Annotated in this window: 17 protein-coding genes; 10 read left to right on the forward strand and 7 right to left on the reverse strand. The window is 72.9% G+C overall.

Features of this window, described 5'->3' with window-relative positions; translation table 11 throughout:
* Window positions 1-13 precede the first annotated feature (13 nt).
* From ACIPWA_RS11615 to ACIPWA_RS11625, 3 genes are all read left to right on the forward strand, one after another.
* Window positions 14-586 carry a hypothetical protein gene (locus ACIPWA_RS11615; RefSeq protein WP_400290294.1) on the forward strand — a complete coding sequence of 191 codons (573 nt, stop codon included), beginning with the start codon at window positions 14-16 and terminating at the stop codon, window positions 584-586.
* Between the two features lie 32 nt (window positions 587-618).
* A complete protein-coding gene (locus tag ACIPWA_RS11620) occupies window positions 619-1,449 on the forward strand; it encodes a hypothetical protein (protein WP_400290297.1) in 831 nt (276 codons plus the stop codon).
* A 114-nt stretch (window positions 1,450-1,563) separates the two neighbouring features.
* Window positions 1,564-2,691 carry an aminopeptidase P family protein gene (locus tag ACIPWA_RS11625; RefSeq protein WP_400290299.1) on the forward strand — a complete coding sequence of 376 codons (1,128 nt, stop codon included), beginning with the start codon at window positions 1,564-1,566 and terminating at the stop codon, window positions 2,689-2,691.
* A 13-nt stretch (window positions 2,692-2,704) separates the two neighbouring features.
* Here the strand turns inward: ACIPWA_RS11625 and ACIPWA_RS11630 are convergent, their stop codons facing one another.
* From ACIPWA_RS11630 to bioB, 4 genes are all read right to left on the reverse strand, one after another.
* The gene (locus ACIPWA_RS11630) at window positions 2,705-4,096 is read right to left on the reverse strand and encodes an MFS transporter (protein ID WP_056763358.1); all 1,392 of its coding nucleotides are present in this window, start codon (window positions 4,094-4,096) and stop codon (window positions 2,705-2,707) included.
* Window positions 4,093-4,695, reverse strand: coding sequence for a pyridoxamine 5'-phosphate oxidase family protein (locus ACIPWA_RS11635; protein ID WP_400290301.1), 603 nt, complete (start codon window positions 4,693-4,695; stop codon window positions 4,093-4,095). Before ACIPWA_RS11635 ends, ACIPWA_RS11630 begins: the two co-directional genes overlap by 4 nt.
* Window positions 4,696-4,766: 71 nt before the next feature.
* Window positions 4,767-5,189 carry a hypothetical protein gene (locus ACIPWA_RS11640; RefSeq protein ID WP_400290302.1) on the reverse strand — a complete coding sequence of 141 codons (423 nt, stop codon included), beginning with the start codon at window positions 5,187-5,189 and terminating at the stop codon, window positions 4,767-4,769.
* 74 nt (window positions 5,190-5,263) lie between these two features.
* Window positions 5,264-6,364: a biotin synthase BioB gene (bioB, locus tag ACIPWA_RS11645; protein ID WP_400290741.1), complete on the reverse strand. Its 1,101-nt coding sequence runs from the start codon at window positions 6,362-6,364 to the stop codon at window positions 5,264-5,266.
* Window positions 6,365-6,620: 256 nt separating this feature from the next.
* Between bioB and ACIPWA_RS11650 the strand changes: the two genes are divergently transcribed.
* The 3 genes from ACIPWA_RS11650 to ACIPWA_RS11660 are packed head-to-tail and all read left to right on the forward strand — an operon-like array spanning window position 6,621 to window position 8,823.
* Window positions 6,621-7,208, forward strand: coding sequence for a TetR/AcrR family transcriptional regulator (locus tag ACIPWA_RS11650; RefSeq protein WP_400290304.1), 588 nt, complete (start codon window positions 6,621-6,623; stop codon window positions 7,206-7,208).
* On the forward strand, window positions 7,205-7,963 hold the full coding sequence (locus ACIPWA_RS11655) for a pyridoxine/pyridoxamine 5'-phosphate oxidase (RefSeq protein ID WP_400290306.1): 759 nt from the start codon (window positions 7,205-7,207) through the stop codon (window positions 7,961-7,963). Before ACIPWA_RS11650 ends, ACIPWA_RS11655 begins: the two co-directional genes overlap by 4 nt.
* On the forward strand, window positions 7,960-8,823 hold the full coding sequence (locus tag ACIPWA_RS11660; protein WP_400290308.1) for a maleylpyruvate isomerase family mycothiol-dependent enzyme: 864 nt from the start codon (window positions 7,960-7,962) through the stop codon (window positions 8,821-8,823). The genes ACIPWA_RS11655 and ACIPWA_RS11660 overlap by 4 nt, the downstream gene beginning before the upstream one ends.
* Window positions 8,824-8,830: 7 nt before the next feature.
* Here ACIPWA_RS11660 and nirD read toward each other — a convergent pair whose 3' ends face one another.
* Complete coding sequence (gene nirD / locus ACIPWA_RS11665; protein ID WP_068708463.1) at window positions 8,831-9,169, reverse strand: nitrite reductase small subunit NirD; 339 nt, start codon at window positions 9,167-9,169, stop codon at window positions 8,831-8,833.
* A complete protein-coding gene (nirB, locus tag ACIPWA_RS11670; protein ID WP_400290310.1) occupies window positions 9,166-11,739 on the reverse strand; it encodes a nitrite reductase large subunit NirB in 2,574 nt (857 codons plus the stop codon). Before nirB ends, nirD begins: the two co-directional genes overlap by 4 nt.
* Before the next feature lie 241 nt (window positions 11,740-11,980).
* Between nirB and mqo the strand changes: the two genes are divergently transcribed.
* On the forward strand, window positions 11,981-13,495 hold the full coding sequence (mqo, locus tag ACIPWA_RS11675) for a malate dehydrogenase (quinone) (protein WP_255354314.1): 1,515 nt from the start codon (window positions 11,981-11,983) through the stop codon (window positions 13,493-13,495).
* 102 nt (window positions 13,496-13,597) lie between these two features.
* Here the strand turns inward: mqo and ACIPWA_RS11680 are convergent, their stop codons facing one another.
* The gene (locus ACIPWA_RS11680) at window positions 13,598-13,789 is read right to left on the reverse strand and encodes a hypothetical protein (RefSeq protein ID WP_400290311.1); all 192 of its coding nucleotides are present in this window, start codon (window positions 13,787-13,789) and stop codon (window positions 13,598-13,600) included.
* Window positions 13,790-13,878: 89 nt separating this feature from the next.
* Here ACIPWA_RS11680 and ACIPWA_RS11685 point away from each other — a divergent pair, with 89 nt between their 5' ends.
* The 3 genes from ACIPWA_RS11685 (at window position 13,879) to ACIPWA_RS11695 (ending at window position 16,682) form a co-directional block, all read left to right on the forward strand.
* Window positions 13,879-14,832 carry a helix-turn-helix domain-containing protein gene (locus tag ACIPWA_RS11685; RefSeq protein WP_400290313.1) on the forward strand — a complete coding sequence of 318 codons (954 nt, stop codon included), beginning with the start codon at window positions 13,879-13,881 and terminating at the stop codon, window positions 14,830-14,832.
* Between the two features lie 126 nt (window positions 14,833-14,958).
* Window positions 14,959-15,789, forward strand: a complete 831-nt coding sequence (locus ACIPWA_RS11690; protein ID WP_400290315.1) for an aldo/keto reductase — start codon at window positions 14,959-14,961, stop codon at window positions 15,787-15,789.
* Entirely contained in the window at window positions 15,789-16,682 is an 894-nt protein-coding gene (locus tag ACIPWA_RS11695; protein ID WP_400290317.1) for an NAD(P)-dependent oxidoreductase, read from the forward strand. The genes ACIPWA_RS11690 and ACIPWA_RS11695 overlap by 1 nt, the downstream gene beginning before the upstream one ends.
* The last annotated feature ends 19 nt before the right edge of the window (window positions 16,683-16,701 follow it).

A 16,701-nucleotide genomic window follows, 5' to 3' on the forward strand; every position in this document is an offset into this window, starting at 1 on the left:
CGAAGGTGTCCGGGTGAAGCACCACGAGACCGGCGCGCCTGACGACGAAACTGCGGACGGTCCCGACGACGTCGATCACCCCAGAGCGCCCCTCGACGCGCATTCCGCGCACCGGATCGCGCTCCGCTATCGCGAGTGGTCCCTCCTCGACCGAGGCGGACGCGCTGGACGGCTCGAGGCAGACCGCCGCATCGAGGACTCGGAGGAGGTCAGCCAGCGGGTCCTTTACGACCTCGATCCCCTGCCGCTGCTCGACGCCCTGGTCGCACTGGGTGTCGAGACCGACGACGACGGGGCCTTCCTCGACCGGGTCAGCACGGGCGCCGTCGAGGACGTCCTGAACCACCGCGCCGACCTGCACCAGCAGATCGCGGCCAGGTGCCGCACCGATCCCCGCTGGTCCCACGCCGTGCGCGGGGCCTCGATCGACGACGAGCTCGCGTCTCGGCTACCGTCACCGCTCCCGGACCTCTTCCCCGTCCCTCCCCCGCAAGTGCTGGGCACCGGCGACCGACGGCGTCGGAACGGCCGCAGGCCGTCCCTCCGGCAGGACCGCACCGGCCGACGCGGGGGCCGCACGGTTTGACCGTAGCGCGGCCGTGCTGCACCGTGAAGCCCATGCCCGCCACCGTCCCCGCCCTCGTCGCAGCCGACTCCGCACGCCTGCGGACCCGCGCCGCACGGCACGCCCGCTCGCTCCCGCTCGCCGCAGCAGGGGTCGCGACCCTGGTGATCACGGGGCTGAGCCTGCTCGCGGGCGACTGGCTGTGGCTCATGGTGCTCGTGCCGGTCGCGGCGTTCCTGCTGACCTTCCTGGCGGCGTTCGTCCTGCGACTTCCTACCGGGGTAGGGGTCGGGAGCGACGGGTACGGGATCGCGATCGTCCTGAGTGCCGTGATCGCCTTCCTGCTCCCCTCGATCAGTTTCTGGATCGGCGTGCCGTCGATCCTGGGGATGGGGCTCGCCGTCCTGGGGCTGCGGGCCTCGGACCGCTTCCTGTGGCTCGCAGGCATCGCGACGATGGCGGTGTCCTTCGTGCTCACCGCGACGGGTGACGCCCTGTTCGACCCGTCCGCCCCCACAGCGGTCGGCGGTCTCGCCCTCGGCCTGGCCCTCCTCGTGGTCGCGGGCCTCGCGCTCCGCGGCGAGCGGCAGACCCTCGCGAGCGGCGGCGACGCGCTGAGCATCGGCGACCCCGCGACCGACAACCTGCGCGTGCTCGCGGTGCTCGGGGACGCCGACGAGGCCGACCAGCCCGCGCTCGCCCGCCTCACGGGCGTCGAGGAGCGCAACCTCGCGGCACGCCTGCACGACCTCACCGAGGCCGGACTGGTCCATGCCCGGATCACCAAGAACCGGAACTGGGCGCAGATCACGCGCGAGGGCCGCGAGGAGCTGCGGACCCGGCGCGAGGCGCTGCGCGGCGTCGCGGAGCACCGCAAGGCCTGAGCCCCACCTACGGCGGACGGCGGCGCCCGGGCCGCGCTCCACCGTCGGGCCCCTTCTGCGCCGGTGCGACCCGCTCGTCCGGCGCGTCCGCGCCGCCGGTGGCAGGCTGACCCCATGAGGGAGTTCACCGCACAGGACTTCGCCGCGCGCATCGACCGCGCCGCTGCCCAGGCCCGCGACGCCGGCCTCGCCGGGGTGCTCGTCACCCCCGGCCCGGACATGACGTACTTCACGGGGTACACGCCCACGGCCATGACCGAGCGCATCACGCTGCTCGTGGTGCCGGCCGAGGGCGAGGCGTCGATCGTGGTGCCCGTCCTGGAACGGCCGGACCTGGACCGCGCGGCCGGCGCCGCAGCCCTGCACGTCACCCCGTGGACCGACGGCGTCGACGAGTACGCGGTCACGGCCGGCCTGCTCGACGCCGCGGGGCGCTACGCGATCTCCGACTCGGCCTGGGCCATGCACCTGCTGGGTCTCCAGCGCACGCTGCCGGGCTCGTCGTACTCCGCGATGACGCAGGCCCTGCCCATGCTGCGCGCGGTCAAGGGGCCCGACGAGATCGAACGGCTCGCGTCCGCGGGAGCGGCGAACGACGCGACGTTCGCGGACATCGTCGAGATCCGGTTCAGCGGACGCCGAGAGCTCGACGTCGCCGCGGACCTCGCGGGCTTCCTGCGCGATCACGGGCACTCGCAGGTCGACTTCACGGTCGTCGGCTCGGGGCCCAACGGTGCCAACCCGCACCACGAGGCGGGCGACCGGGTCATCCAGGAGGGCGACATGGTCGTGCTCGACTTCGGCGGCCTCAAGGACGGCTACGGCTCGGACATGACGCGCATGGTGCACGTCGGGGGCGACGTCACGGACCAGCAGCGCGAGGTCTTCGAGATCGTCCGGGCCGCGCAGCAGGCCGGCGTCGAGGCCGTCCGCCCGGGGGCGACGTGCCAGGACGTCGACCGCGCAGCGCGCGCCGTCATCACCGAGGCCGGGTACGGCGAGCAGTTCATCCACCGCACGGGCCACGGGATCGGCCTGACGACGCACGAGCCGCCGTACATGATCGAGGGCGAGGAGCAGCCGATCGTCTCCGGCATGTGCTTCTCGGTCGAGCCGGGGATCTACCTCCCGGGGAACTTCGGGGTGCGCATCGAGGACATCGTGGTCGCGTTCGGCGACGACGTGCCCGACGGCGCCCGCCGCCTCAACAACGCGCCGCACGAGCTGCACGTGGTCGAGTAGGCCGGACTGCGTCTCAGGTGGCCGGAGCGTCGGCGACGCCGCCCGCGGCCACGACCTGCTCGTTGCGGATGCCTACCCAGCTCACGAGACCGCCCGCGACGAGCAGCGCGGCCGTGACGATCAGTGCCCGGTGGAACCCGGCGACGTCGAGCACGGGACCGATCACGATCCCCGCGCACGCGATGACCACGAGGCCCGCGATGCGCGACACCGCGTTGTTGACGGCTGAGCCGATGCCCGCGTCCGCCGCAGGGATGGAGCCGAGGATCGCGGCTGTCAGGGGCGCCACCGTGATCGCGAGTCCCAGGCCGAACAGCAGGATCCCGGGGAGGAGCTGCGTGAAGTAGCGCGCCTCGGCGGTCGTCGTGAGCATGAGCAGGTAACCGCAGCCCGCGATCAGCGGGCCCACGGTCATGAACAGGCGCGGCCCGTACCGGCCCGCGAGCGCCCCGAAGCGCGAGGACAGGAACAGCATGAGGAGCGTCACGGGCAGCAGGGCCAGGCCCGCGAGGGTCGCGCTGTACCCGGCGACCTGCTGGACGAACAGGGTCACGGCGAACCCGCCGAACGCGAGCGCCCCGTAGATCGCGGCCGTCGCGACGTTGCCCGCCGCGAAGTTGCGCACCGAGAACAAGGACAGCGGGAGCATGGGGTCGGGGGCGCGTCGCTCCCAGCCGAGGAACGCCACGAGCGCCACGATCCCGACGACGAGCGGCACCCAAACGACGGGGCTGGCCCACCCGAACCGCCCGTGCTCGATGAGCGCGAAGACGGGCCCGGCGAGCCCGACGGCCGCGAGCACCGCGCCGCGCACGTCGATCCGCCGCCCGGTCGCGGTGTCTCCCTCCTCCAGTCCGCGCAGGATCCACAGGGTCACGGCCACGGGCAGCAGGTTGATGCCGAACACCCAGCGCCACGAGAGCGTGTCGACGAGCACACCTCCGAGCAGCGGGCCCGCGATCATCGCGGTGCCCGTCCAGGCCGTCCAGGTCCCGATCGCCTTGGCCTGCGCCGCGCCGCTGAACGCCGAGATGATCATCGCGAGCGAGCTCGGCACGAGCAGTGCGCCCGCGACGCCCTGGAGCCCGCGCGCGATCACGAGGACGACTCCGGTGGGCGCGAGCGCGCACAGCACCGAGGTGACCGCGAACCCGACGAGCCCCCACCACATGACGCGGCGGCGGCCGTGGACGTCGGACAGGGAGCCGGCCACGAGGATGAGCGAACCGAGCGTGATGAGGTACGCGTCGACGACCCACTGCTGGAGGGCGAGCCCTCCGAGCGCTCCCCCGGCCAGCTCGTCCGCGATCGCGGGCAGCGCGACGTTGACCACCGTCCCGTCGAGGAAGGACACGAACGAGGCGAGGATCGCGACGAGCAGCACGCGGCGTTGAGCGGGCGTCACGCCTCCACGCTAGCCCCGCCGTCGAACCTCCACCGGGTCGCGGTGTAGTCCTCGCCGCGCCCGTACGCGTGGACGGTGACGGGGCGCACCTGGAAGACGAACGCTTCCCCGGCAGCATGCTCGTCGGAGGGCGTGCCCTCCGAGGGCGCCTCGCTGTCCCAGAACGCCCCGTCACGCACCTCGAAACGCCAGTCGTACTTGCACGCCCAGCGGTCGGCCAGGCGTCGGAGCACATGGTCCTCCGTGAGGCGTCGAGCGGCTCCGGCGAGCACGACGTCGAGCCCCTCGTTCATGAGGTTGGTGCCGGTGGTCAGCACGCACCAGGGGTTCTCCTCGAGGTTGCGCGCCTTGCGCTCGGTACGGCCCGTGCAGAAGTGGAGCGCACCGTCGGCCCAGACGGTGATGAGCGGCGTGACGTGGGGGCGCCCGTCGGGGCGGACCGTGGACAGCCAGAAGATCTCGGCGGTCTGGAGCACGGTCAGGGCGTCCGCCCAGGAGGTGGGGGCGGCGCCCGAGGACGAGAAGTCGGTCATCAGCTCTCCGACGGGACCGTCGTCGGGCGACTCCGCGGGGGCGGGCTGGACAGGTTCTACGACCATGGGAGGTCCTCCGTCTCTCGGGTGGCTCCGTCGCCACACCGTCCTCCTTCGACCGGCGCGGGGCCCCGAACTCATCGGCGGGTTCCGCAGGTCATCACCGCCGAGACCAGGACGAGGACGGCGAGCGGGAGGACGACCGACCACGGCGGCACGACGTGCCACACCTGCGCAAGGGCAGCAACGGTCGCCGCGGCCCCGAGCCCGGTGCCGAGGGCGACGGCCGCACGGTGCACCCCCGTCCGGGCGGTCCGGAAGACACGGTTCGCCACCGCTCCGAGCACGCTCGCGACGACCGCCGCAGCCGCCCCCGTGAGCGCCCCGAGGAACATCGACCACGTGGCCCAGGCCGGGTCGGTCAGCCCGAAGGCCAAGCCGGCCACAGCCCCGACCAGAGGACCCGCCGCGAGCGTAGCCACCGGTCGGTACCAGGCCTCGGGCGTTGCTCGGCCGGCCTGGTCGACCGCGGTCGGAGTCTTCGGGTCGTCGACGCGCATGGCTGCCATCCTGCACTGAGGACACCGTGGGCACGAGCAGCGGCCGCGTAACGGTCGGGCCCGAGTGACGGAACTCACGCGTTGGGGGCGACGGACGTCCCGGGGCCGCGGCGACGAACCGTCACGCCGGTCTCGCTCGACGGAGCACCGGCGCCGCTCCCCACGATCGCCGTGTCGTGCTCGTCCGGGAGTGCCGTGGCTCGTCCATCACCGTCGGCCCCCTCCACCACGAACCCTCCGTCGGCGAGCAGGTCGAGGTCCGCCTGCGCCGCCTGCCCCTCGCTCGTGAGGTAGTCACCCAGGAAGATCGAGCTCACGATCTCCAGCGCGAGCGGCTGGAGCGTGCGCAGGTGCACCTCGCGGCCGGCCGCGAGCCGGAGCTCGGCAGCGGGGCACACGAACCGCAGCATCGCGAGGATGCGCAGGCACCGCTGGGGCGTGAGGTCCCAGGTTCCCGCGAGCGGGGTGCCCTCGAACGGCACGAGGAAGTTGACCGGGACGGAGTCCGCGCCGAGGGCGCGCAGCGCGAGGGCCACGTCGACCAGGTCCTCGTCGCTCCCGCCCATGCCCGCGATGAGCCCCGAGCAGGGCGAGAGCCCCGCTCCCCGCGCCCGCTCGACGGTCTCGACGCGGTCGGCGTACTCGTGCGTCGTGCAGATGTCGGCGTATGTCGCCTCGGACGTGTTGAGGTTGTGGTTGTAGGCGTCGGCGCCTGCCGCGGCCAACCGCTCGGCCTGCCCGTCGCGCAGCAGCCCGAGGCACGCGCAGACCTCGACGTCGGGGTGCTCGCTCTTGATGCCGTCGACCATCGCGGTCACGCGCGTCACGTCGCGTTCGCTCGGCCCGCGTCCGCTCGCGACGAGGCAGACGCGACGCGCTCCGCCCGCGATCCCGGCCCGGGCCGCCGCGAGCGCGTCCTCGGTGCTCAGCCACGAGTACTTCAGGACCTGGGCCGTCGAGCCGAGGCGCTGCGAGCAGTACGTGCAGTCCTCGGGGCACAGCCCCGACTTCAGGTTGACCAGGTAGTTGAGGCGCACGCGTCGGCCGAACCGGTGACGACGGACCCGACCGGCGGCGGCCACGAGGTCGAGCAGGTCGTCGTCGGTCGTCCGCAGGACCGCGAGCGCCTGGGCGCGGGTCGGCGACTCGTCGCGCAGGCCCTGCGCGACGAGCACGTCGAACAGTGCGCGGGCATCGTGAGGATCGTCGTGGTCCGGCGCGAGGCGGTCGGTGTGGAGAGCGGGGAGCGGGTTCACGACCCACGATCCTTCTCGCCCGGACTCTCCTTCTCCCCGGCCGACCTCCACAAGGCGACCGGCCGCTCGTTGGGCGGGACCGCAGCGGGTGGTGGGCTTCCTCCAAGAACCCGGCCCACGGGTTGGCGCCGGCCCATCTCTCGACACCATACCTAGAGGTAGGTATGGTGTCGGCATGAGCGATCCCGACCTTCCCCGCCGCGAACGCCTGGTCCGCGCGGCACGCGACCTCTACTGGGCCCAGGGGGTCGAGGGCACGAGCCCGCGCCAGGTCCTGGAGGTGAGCGGCGTGGGGCAGGGCAGCCTCTACCACCACTTCCCTACCAAGCACGACCTCTCGCTCGCCGCGATCAGCGCGACGACGCAGGAGGCGCTGGCCTCGGTCGAGGGGGACCTCACCGACACCGACCGCCCGCCCGTGGAACGGCTCGTGGCCTATCTCGAACGGCCGCGACCGGCGCTCGCCGGGTGCAAGGTGGGGCGTCTGACGAGCGACCGGTCGGTCATGGCGGACGAGGAGCTGCGCTCGCCGGTCCACGCCTACTTCGCGGGGCTGGTCGCGCGGGTCCAGGAGGTCTTCGAGGAGACCGGCCTGCCCGACGACGTCGCTCACGACCGCGCGTACGCGGCGGTCGCGATCGTCCAGGGCGGGTACGTGCTCGCGCGCGCCCTCGACGACCCGGCGGCCCTGACCGCAGCGGTCGAGGGATTCGTGTCGATGCTCGAACCGGTACTCGAGACCGGCACCGCGGTGACCCGATGAGCGACCGGTCGCAGAACCTCGCAGGAGCGGGACACGGCCAGGCCCGGACGGCCGGTCGGACCGAGGGCCCCGGGGGCGCGGGCGGCAGCACCGAACCCGCGCCTGCGACCTTCCGCGAGCGACTGCGCGCCCTGCCGACGTTCGGCCCCGGGCTACCGACGCTCGACCCGGCCACGGCGCCGCCGGACCCCGCGACGCTGTTCCTGGAGTGGATCGGGCAGGCGATCGACGCCGGGGTACCTCTCCCCCATGCCATGACGCTGTCCACCGCGGGGGCCTCAGCTCGGGTGACGGCGCGCACCGTGATCCTCAAGGACGTCGACGCGTCGGGCTGGTGGTTCGCGACCAGCTCGTCGAGCCCCAAGGGCCACGACCTCGCGGAGAACCCGAACGCCGCCCTCACATTCCTGTGGCCCGCGCTCGGGCGTCAGGTCAGGATCGTCGGGCCCGCGCTCCCGGCCGACGCCTCGACGAGCGCGGCGGACTTCCTCGCCCGCTCGGACGGTTCGCGTGCCGCGGCCCTCGTGGGCCACCAGAGCGAGGACCTCACGTCGCGGCAGAAGTACTGGGACGCCTTCGCGGGCACGCTCGCGGCGGTGCAGGAGGACCCCACGGTCCTCGCACCCGCCTGGACCGCGTACGCGCTGGCGCCCACGTCGGTCGAGTTCTGGCAGGCGTCGGACGACCGCGGACAGACCCGGCTGCGCTACCGCGCGGCCGGACGCCACTGGGAGAAGGGGCTGCTCTGGCCATGACAGGGACCACGCAGGACACGACCGCACCGCACGCCGTCGACCCGGCACGCACGGGCCCGCTCGACGCCCCACCGGCAACGGGCCGCGAGGACCTCCCGGCAGTCCGGCGTGACGCGGCAGCCGCGCTGCGCGCGGTCATCGAGGCCGCCCACGACCTCGACGACGACTCGCTCGGGTCCCCGAGCTCCCTCGACGGGTGGACGGTCGGGCACGTGCTGTCGCACGTGGCCATGGTCGGCGAGGCGCTCGCCCGGCAGGCCGAGCTCGCCGCCCAGGGCGAGACCGCCGAGGTCTACGAGGGCGGGGCCGAGGGGCGTGCGGCGGGCATCGAGGCGGGCGCGCACCGCACCCGGGACGAGCACGTCGACGCACTCACCGCGACAGGCACGAGGCTCGAGGCCGCGTGGTCCCTCACGGACAGCACGGGGTGGGACGCCCCGGTGACCTACCGCGAGGGGACCGTCGCCGACGTCCTCGACTGCTGGTGGCGCGAGGTCCGCATCCACGCGACCGACCTCGGCGAGGTCAGCGCCGCCCAGCGCCTCACGCCGTCGCAGACGTGGGAGCTCGCGTTCACGGACCACCTGCTCGACTTCCTGAGCCCGCGCCTGCCCGGCCCCGTGGTCGCGGTGCGCCACGAGGACGGGGCGCGCTCCGTCGTCGGGCCCGAGGGCGTGCGGCCCGCCGCCGAGGACGCGGGCGACGACGACCTCACCACCGTGACCGGCAGCGCGGCGGACGTCGCCGCGTGGCTCGCGGGACGCGCGACGGCCACCGACCCGACGGCGCACCGGCACGGCGAGACCGTCGACCTTCCGGCGCTCGGTCCGTGGCCGTCGGGCGTCCCCGTCCGGCGCTAGGTGCGACTCACGCCCGGACCAGGACCGTCCCGTCCTCGACCGCGACCTCGAAGGTCCGCAGCGCCTCGGGCTCCTTGCCGCTCGGGTCGAGGCACTCGCCCGTCGTCAGGTCCCACACCTGCTTGTACATGGGGGACGTGATGGTCGGTGTCTCGCCCACCGAGCCCACGATCCCGCGCGAGAGCACGTTCGCCCCCGAGTACGGGTCACGCTGCTGGACCGCGAGCACGCGGTCGTCCGCCAGGCGGTAGACCGCGACCTGGGTCCCCTCGACGAGCGCAGCGACACCGCGCTCGGGGACGAGCCGCTCGAAGGGGCAGACCGTGGTCCATGCCGTCGCGCTCACTTGCGAACCTCCACCGTGCGGGCGATCACCGGGTTGTTGTCCGAGGGCTCGCCCGGGCGGGCCGGGCGCACCTGCCCGCGCACGCCCACGTAGGCGAGGTCGGGGTCGTGCTGGTCAGGGGCGTTGACGAACGACACGAACCGCGACAGGCGGTCCGGGTCGTCGAGTGTCTGGGCCCACTCGTCGACGTACGACTCGACGTGATGCGCGATCTCGGCCTCGAGGTCGGCCGCGATGCCGAGCGAGTCCTCGACCAGGACCTTGCGCAGCTCGACGATCCCGCCCGGGAAGTCCGCGACCCAGGGAGCCGTCCGCTGCAACCGGTCCGCGGTCCGCACGTAGTACGCGAGGAACCGGTCGATCACGGCCACGAGCCGTTCGTCGTCGAGGTCCTCCGCGAGGAGCTCGGCGTGCCGCGGGGTGAAGCCGCCGTTGCCGCCCACGTACACGTTCCAGCCCTTCTCGGTCGCGATCACGCCGACGTCCTTGCCGCGGGCCTCGGCGCACTCGCGTGCACACCCCGAGACGCCGACCTTGAACTTGTGCGGCGAGCGCAGCCCGCGGTACCGCAGCTCGAGGCGGACGGCCATGCCCACCGAGTCCTGGACCCCGAACCGGCACCACGAGGAACCGACGCACGACTTCACGGCCCGCAGCGACTTGCCGTAGGCCTGGCCCGACTCCATGCCGGCGTCGACCAGGCGGCGCCAGATCTCGGGGAGCTGGTCGATCCGCGCCCCGAACAGCCCGATGCGCTGGGCTCCCGTGACACGCGTGTAGAGCCCGAAGTCCTTCGCGACCTGCCCGATCACGATGAGGTTCTCGGGGGTGATCTCCCCGGCCGGGACACGCGGCACCACCGAGTAGGTGCCGTCCTTCTGCAGGTTGGCGAGCGCCCGGTCGTTGGTGTCCTGCAGCGCGGCCTGCTCGCCGTCGAGGATGTACCCGCCCCACAACGACGCGAGGATCGAGGCCACGACGGGCTTGCAGACCACGCAGCCGCGACCCGTGCCGTGCGCCGCGACGATCTGGGTGAAGGTCCGCAACCCGTCCTGGCGCACGAGGGCGAACAGCTCGGCGCGCGACATCGAGAAGTGCTCGCACATGGCCTTCGACACCGTCACGCCGCTGGCCTCGAGCGCGGTGTTGACGATCTTGGTGAGCACCGGCACGCACGACCCGCACACCGTCCCGGCCTTGGTGCAGGCCTTGACCTCGCCCACGCTCGTGCAGCCGTGCTCGGTCACCGCCCCCCGGACCGTCCCGGCCGTGACGTTCGCGCACGAGCAGACCACGACGTCGTCGGGCAGGTCGCCCCCGATCGCCGGTGCCCCGCCCTCCGGGGCGAGGAACGCCGACGGGTCCGCGCCCAGCGAGCGCCCCAGCATGGGGCGCAATGACGCGTACAGCGCCGCGTCCCCCACGAAGACCCCGCCCAGCAGCGTGCGCGCGTCGTCCGAGACGACGAGCTTGCGATACGTGCGGGCGACGGGGTCCGCGAACGTGACCTCGAGCGCTCCGGGAGTCAGCCCGAACACGTCGCCGAAGCTCGCAGCCTCGATGTCCACGCCCTTGAGCTTGGTCCCCTCGGGGGCCGGGGAGTACGTGGCGCTGCCGCCCAGCAGCCGGTCCACCACGACGTCGGCCATGGCGTTGCCCGGCGCGACCAGGCCCACGCACTGGTCCTCGAACGACGCGCACTCGCCCGCGGCCCACACGGTCGGGTCCGAGGTGTGGCACGCCGCACCCACGACGACGCCGCCGCGCTCGCCGATCGCCAGGCCCGCCTCGCGCGCCACGCGGTCACGCGGCCGGATGCCCGTCGAGAAGATCACGACGTCGGCCGGGATGCGCGACCCGTCGGAGAGGTCCATGGTCCCCACGGCACCGTCGCCCGCGGCCGTGAGCCCCGTCGCGCCCGTCGACGTCCGCACGTCGATACCGCGGTCCGTCACGAGCACGCGCAGCGCCTCGCCTCCCGCGTCGTCGAGCTGGACGCTCATGAGCCGGTCGGCGAACTCCACGACCGTCGCGTACGTGCCGAGCCCCTGGAGCGCGGCCGCGGCCTCGAGCCCCAGCACGCCTCCCCCGACCACGACGCCGTGCAGCGTGCGCCCCAGCCGCTCGGTGCGCAGCTCGACGTACTCGCGCAGCGCCTGGACGTCGGCCATGGTCCGGTAGCTGAAGACCCCCGGCAGGTCCGTGCCCTCGGTCCGCGGCGTCCACGCCCACGAGCCGGTCGCCAGGACCAGGTGGTCGTACGCGAGGACCCGGCCCGACCGCGTGGTGACGGTCTGCGCCTCGCGGTCCACGGCCGCGACCGCGTCGCCCGTGACCAGCTCGGTGCGCGGGTCCTCCCAGACGGCAGGGTCCATCGTGAGGTCGTCGGCCGAGCGGCCGCCGAAGAACTCGGACAGGTGGACGCGGTCGTAGGGGGCACGGTCCTCGTCGCCGACGACGGACACCCGCCACTCCCCCTCGGGCGAGCGTGCGATCATCTGGCTCACGAATCGGTGGGCGACCATGCCGGCGCCGACCACCACGACGCGACCGGGGGTGGGAGTGCTCATCTGGGGGGCCTCACAGGACGTTGGGGTGTGACGTGGAGCGACGTGACGAGTCGAGGCCGACCGGGGCGAGATCTGCCTCGCGCACCATCCTCGTCCATAGATACGAGGGATCCTGGTCAAAACTGCTGATCAGCGCGTCGTGAGGACCTTCGAGGGGCTGTCGAGGGACCTTGGTCCCGAGAAAGTGTGACCCACGACCGTGACGGACCGCACACCATGTGCACTCCTTCACAAGCGTAAAATCGAGCGCGTGGCGACTAAGAAGACAACGGGTCAGAACACCATCGACGTAGCCCTCATCGGCGGCGGCATCATGAGTGCGACCCTCGGCGCCCTCCTGAAGCTCCTCGAGCCCTCGTGGACCATCAAGGTCTTCGAGCGCCTTGACGCGGTAGCCCAGGAGTCCTCCAACCCGTGGAACAACGCTGGCACCGGCCACGCCGCGCTCTGCGAGCTGAACTACACCCCCGAGAAGGCCGACGGCACCGTCGAGATCTCCAAGGCGGTCGCGATCAACGAGCAGTTCGAGGTGTCGCGCGAGTTCTGGCACCACCTGCTCACCGGCGGCCACCTGCCAGAGCCCGCGAGCTTCATCAGCCACACCCCGCACATGACGTTCGTGCGCGGCGCGGCCAACGTGGACTACCTCAAGCGCCGCTTCACCGCGCTGAGCGCCCACCCGCTGTTCAGCGAGATGGAGTTCACCGACGACCCTGCGGTCATCGCGCAGTGGGCCCCTCTCCTGGTCCTCGACCGGGACAGCGACGAGGCCGTCGCGGCGACCCGCGCGACGAGCGGCACCGACGTCGACTTCGGCGCCCTGACCTCCCAGCTCTTCGCCTACCTCACGGCCAACGGCGTCGAGCTGAACCTCCAGCACGAGGTCAACCGGCTCAAGAAGCGCAAGGACGGCACCTGGGACGTCACCGTCAAGGACGTGTCCTGGAACGCCAAGGCCGCCCCGCGCACCGTCAACGCGCGCTTCGTGTTCGTCGGTGCGGGCGGTGGCGCGCTGCCGCTCCTGCAGAAGGCGGGCATCAAGGAGGCCAAGGGCTACGGCGGCTTCCCCATCAGCGGTGAGTTCCTGCGGACGGACGACCCGGAGCTCGTCGCGCAGCACCAGGCCAAGGTCTACGGCAAGGCCGACGTCGGCTCGCCGCCCATGTCCGTCCCGCACCTCGACACCCGCGTGGTCGACGGCAAGACGTACCTGATGTTCGGCCCGTACGCCGGGTTCAGCCCCAAGTACCTCAAGAAGGGCTCGCTGCTGGACCTGTTCACCTCGCTGCGGACCCACAACATCGGGTCGATGCTCGGTGCGGGCCTCAAGAACATCGACCTCACCCAGTACCTGGTGGGCCAGCTCCTCGCGAGCCCCGAGTCCAAGTTCACGGCGCTCCAGGGCTTCATGCCCACCGCGCACCCCAAGGACTGGGAGAAGATCACCGCGGGCCAGCGCGTCCAGGTCATCAAGAAGGACCCCAAGAAGGGCGGCGTGCTCGAGTTCGGCACCGAGGTCATCGCGGCTGCAGACGGCTCGATCGCCGGCCTCCTGGGCGCCTCGCCGGGCGCCTCGACCGCGGTCCCCGCGATGATCGACCTGCTCGAGCGCTGCTTCCCGCAGCAGTTCGCCGCCTGGCGTCCCGAGCTCGCGACCATGATCCCGAGCCTCGGCCAGGCCCAGTGGGAGGCGACCGAGCTCGACTCGCTCTCCGCTGCCGCCGGCCCCTCGGAGGAGGCGGTCGGCGCCCGCTGACCCCGCTCCGCAGAACGCACCGACGCCCCGGTCTCCACACGGAGACCGGGGCGTCGTGCTGTGCGGCGCCGTACCGTCCGATCGCTCGTAGCCCGGGCGTCGCTACCGCCGCGCACCGACCAGGTCGACCTGCCGACGCGGGTCCCCCCGACCGGCCGGCGGCAGGGTCCATCCGTCGTTCGTCCCGGCGGGGAACCGGCCTCCTGCCGGCGGGCGCCGCAGCGCCATCACCACGAGCGGCGCCACGAGCGCCGCGATCACGACCAGTCTCATCACGAGCTCCAGGATGTCCATGCCTCCACCCTGGTCCGGCCGCGCGGCGTGCACGAGTGGCAGGAGGGACAGGTATCGACAAGATCCTGCCAGCGGCGTAGCGTCGAAGGATGTTGCGCACCGTGGCGGCCGTCGTGGCCGACGGACTGGCCCCGTTCGAGTTCGGCGTCGTGTGCGAGGTCTTCGGCCTCGACCGCACGGACGACGGGGTACCCCTGGTCGACTTCCGCGTCTGCGGCCCGGTCGCGGGAGTCCCTGTCCGCACGAGCATGGGCGCCTCGCTGATCCCCGACCACGGCCTCGACGCGCTCGAGGACGCGGACCTCATCGCGATCCCCGCGCTCCTCATCCGCGACGAGTACCCGCAGGAGATCATCAACGCCCTGCGCGCGGCCCACGCCCGCGGCGCGGTCCTGCTGAGCGTCTGCTCGGGCTCGTTCCTCCTCGCCGAGGCGGGGCTCGTCGACGGACGCCGCATCACGACGCACTGGCGCCACGCCGACGAGCTCACGGCCCGCTTCCCGCAGGTCGAGGTGGACCCGGACGTCCTGTTCGTGGACGACGGCGACATCATCACGAGCGCGGGCACGGCCGCGGGGATCGACGCGTGCCTGCACATCGTGCGCAAGGAGTTCGGCAGCGCGGCGGCCAACGCGATCGCGCGCCGCATGGTCGTCCCTCCCCAGCGCGACGGCGGCCAGCGCCAGTACATCGACCGCCCCGTGCCGCAGTGCGAGGAGCAGAGCATCCGCGAGGTGCTCGCCTGGATGGACGAGCACCTCGACGAGCCCCAGACCGTCGAGGACCTCGCGCGCCGCGCCCACCTGTCGACGCGCACGTTCGCGCGGACGTTCGTCGCCGAGACCGGCACGACCCCCATGCAGTGGCTCGCGACCCAGCGCGTGCACCACGCGCGGACGCTGCTCGAGGAGTCGGGCCTCGACCTCGAGGAGATCGCGCGCCTGAGCGGGTTCGGGTCGGCTGCGCTGCTGCGCCACCACTTCCGGCGCGCGGTCGGCGTCCCGCCGACCGACTACCGCCAGACGTTCCGCCACGCGTCCTGAGTCGCGCCCGGGTGAGGTGACCGGCCGGGCGCGCGGCGCCGTCGGGCACGGTTCTCCACGTTGCACGACGGCGGCACGCGCCTAGGGTCGAGAGGGTCCGGTCCCGTACGATGTGAGGCGCGCTCCATGACCATCCCCACGACCCTGCTGTCCTCGGGCCACCCCATGCCGCTCCTGGGCCTGGGCACCTGGCCGCTCGACGACCACGCCTCGGCGCGGGCGGTCGAGAGCGCGATGGGCCTCGGCTACCGGCTCGTGGACACCGCGTCCCGCTACGAGAACGAGGTCGGGGTGGGGCAGGGCCTCGCCGCGTCGGGCGTTGACCGCGCCGAGCTGTTCGTCACGACCAAGCTCCGCGGGGCGGACCAGGGGTACGACGCGACCCGCGACGCTCTGCACGCGAGCCTCGACCGGCTGGGGCTCGACTACGTCGACCTCTACCTGATCCACTGGCCCCTCCCCCGCCTCGACCGGTACGTCGAGTCCTACCGCGCGATGATCGACCTCGCCGCAGAGGGCCTGGTCCGCAGCATCGGCGTCTCGAACTTCCGCGAGCACCACCTGGACCGGCTGATCGCGGAGACGAGCCACGTCCCGGCAGTGAACCAGATCCAGCTCTCGCCCGCGCTCGCACGCACCGACCTGCGCCGCTACCTCACCGACCGCGGCATCACGGTCGAGGGCTGGAGCCCGCTCGGGCAGGAGGAAGGCGTGCTGACCGAACCTGTGATCCAGGAGATCGCCGCCGCCCACGGACGCTCGCCCGGCCAGGTCGTGCTGCGCTGGCACGTCCAGCAGGGCATCGTCACGATCCCCAAGTCCGCGAGCCCCGAGCGCCAGCGCTCCAACGCCGAGATCTTCGACTTCGCCCTCACCGAGGACGACATGGCCCGGATCGCGGGCCTCGACCGCGGCGAGGACGCCGCGCGCGACTCCGACGAGCACGAGGAGTTCTGATGAGCGACCTGCCGACCGTCACCGTGCTGGGCACCGGGACCATGGGCACGGGCGTGGCGCACTCGCTGCTGCGCGAGGGCTTCGACGTCACGGTGTGGAACCGCACCGGGTCGCGCGCCGCGCCGCTCGCCGACGCCGGAGCACGCGTGGCACCGACCGCGGCGCAGGCGGCCCACGGTGCCGACGTCGTGCTCAGCATCCTGTTCGACACGGCCGCGGTTCTCGACGTCCTCGATGCCGCGGGCCCCTCGGTCGGCACCGGAGCGGTATGGGTCCAGGCGTCGACGATCGGGCGCGAGGGGACAGCCCTCGTGGTCGAGCGCGCGCGACAGCTCGGCGTGACCCTGGTCGAGGCCAACCTGCTCGGCACCAGGCAGCCCGCCGAGGAAGGGAAGCTCACGGTGCTCGCAGCGGGCGACCCCGACGTCCTGGCCGGCGTCGCCCCCGTGCTCGACGCGATCTCGGCCAAGGTCGTGATCGCGGGCACCGAGGTGGGGCAGGGCACCGCCCTCAAGCTCGCGTGCAACGCCTGGCTCGCGACGATCACGGCCGGCACGGCACAGTCGATCGCCCTGGCCCGCGCCGAGGGGATCGACCCGCACCTGTTCCTGGACGCCATCGCGGGCGGCGCGTCCGACTCCCCCTACGCCCACCTCAAGGGAGCCGAGATGATCGCGGGCGAGTTCGCCCCGCAGTTCGCGCTCGACGGGCTCCGCAAGGACATCGGCCTCATCTCGGAGGCCGCGGCCCAGGCGCACCTGGACCCCGCGCTGCTCGACGCGCTGACCGACCTCTACGGCAGCGCGGCCGCGCGCGGGCACGGCCGCGACGACATCGCGGCCGTGTACACGGCGTTCGGCACGGCCCGCGCGCCGTCGCCGGCTCGCGGCTGACCTGCACGCCGGCGGCACC

Source organism: Oerskovia enterophila, from assembly GCF_044748475.1.
GTDB classification, from domain to species: Bacteria; Actinomycetota; Actinomycetes; order Actinomycetales; family Cellulomonadaceae; genus Oerskovia; species Oerskovia enterophila.

Coding starts and splice junctions, on each gene's coding strand:
- ACIPWA_RS11620 (WP_400290297.1), top strand. CDS start 619: ATGCCCGCCACCGTCCCCGCCCTCGTCGCAGCCGACTCCGCACGCCTG.
- ACIPWA_RS11625 (WP_400290299.1), top strand. CDS start 1,564: ATGAGGGAGTTCACCGCACAGGACTTCGCCGCGCGCATCGACCGCGCC.
- ACIPWA_RS11635 (WP_400290301.1), bottom strand. CDS start 4,695: ATGGTCGTAGAACCTGTCCAGCCCGCCCCCGCGGAGTCGCCCGACGAC.
- ACIPWA_RS11640 (WP_400290302.1), bottom strand. CDS start 5,189: ATGCGCGTCGACGACCCGAAGACTCCGACCGCGGTCGACCAGGCCGGC.
- ACIPWA_RS11650 (WP_400290304.1), top strand. CDS start 6,621: ATGAGCGATCCCGACCTTCCCCGCCGCGAACGCCTGGTCCGCGCGGCA.
- ACIPWA_RS11655 (WP_400290306.1), top strand. CDS start 7,205: ATGAGCGACCGGTCGCAGAACCTCGCAGGAGCGGGACACGGCCAGGCC.
- ACIPWA_RS11660 (WP_400290308.1), top strand. CDS start 7,960: ATGACAGGGACCACGCAGGACACGACCGCACCGCACGCCGTCGACCCG.
- nirB (WP_400290310.1), bottom strand. CDS start 11,739: ATGAGCACTCCCACCCCCGGTCGCGTCGTGGTGGTCGGCGCCGGCATG.
- ACIPWA_RS11680 (WP_400290311.1), bottom strand. CDS start 13,789: ATGGACATCCTGGAGCTCGTGATGAGACTGGTCGTGATCGCGGCGCTC.
- ACIPWA_RS11685 (WP_400290313.1), top strand. CDS start 13,879: ATGTTGCGCACCGTGGCGGCCGTCGTGGCCGACGGACTGGCCCCGTTC.
- ACIPWA_RS11690 (WP_400290315.1), top strand. CDS start 14,959: ATGACCATCCCCACGACCCTGCTGTCCTCGGGCCACCCCATGCCGCTC.
- ACIPWA_RS11695 (WP_400290317.1), top strand. CDS start 15,789: ATGAGCGACCTGCCGACCGTCACCGTGCTGGGCACCGGGACCATGGGC.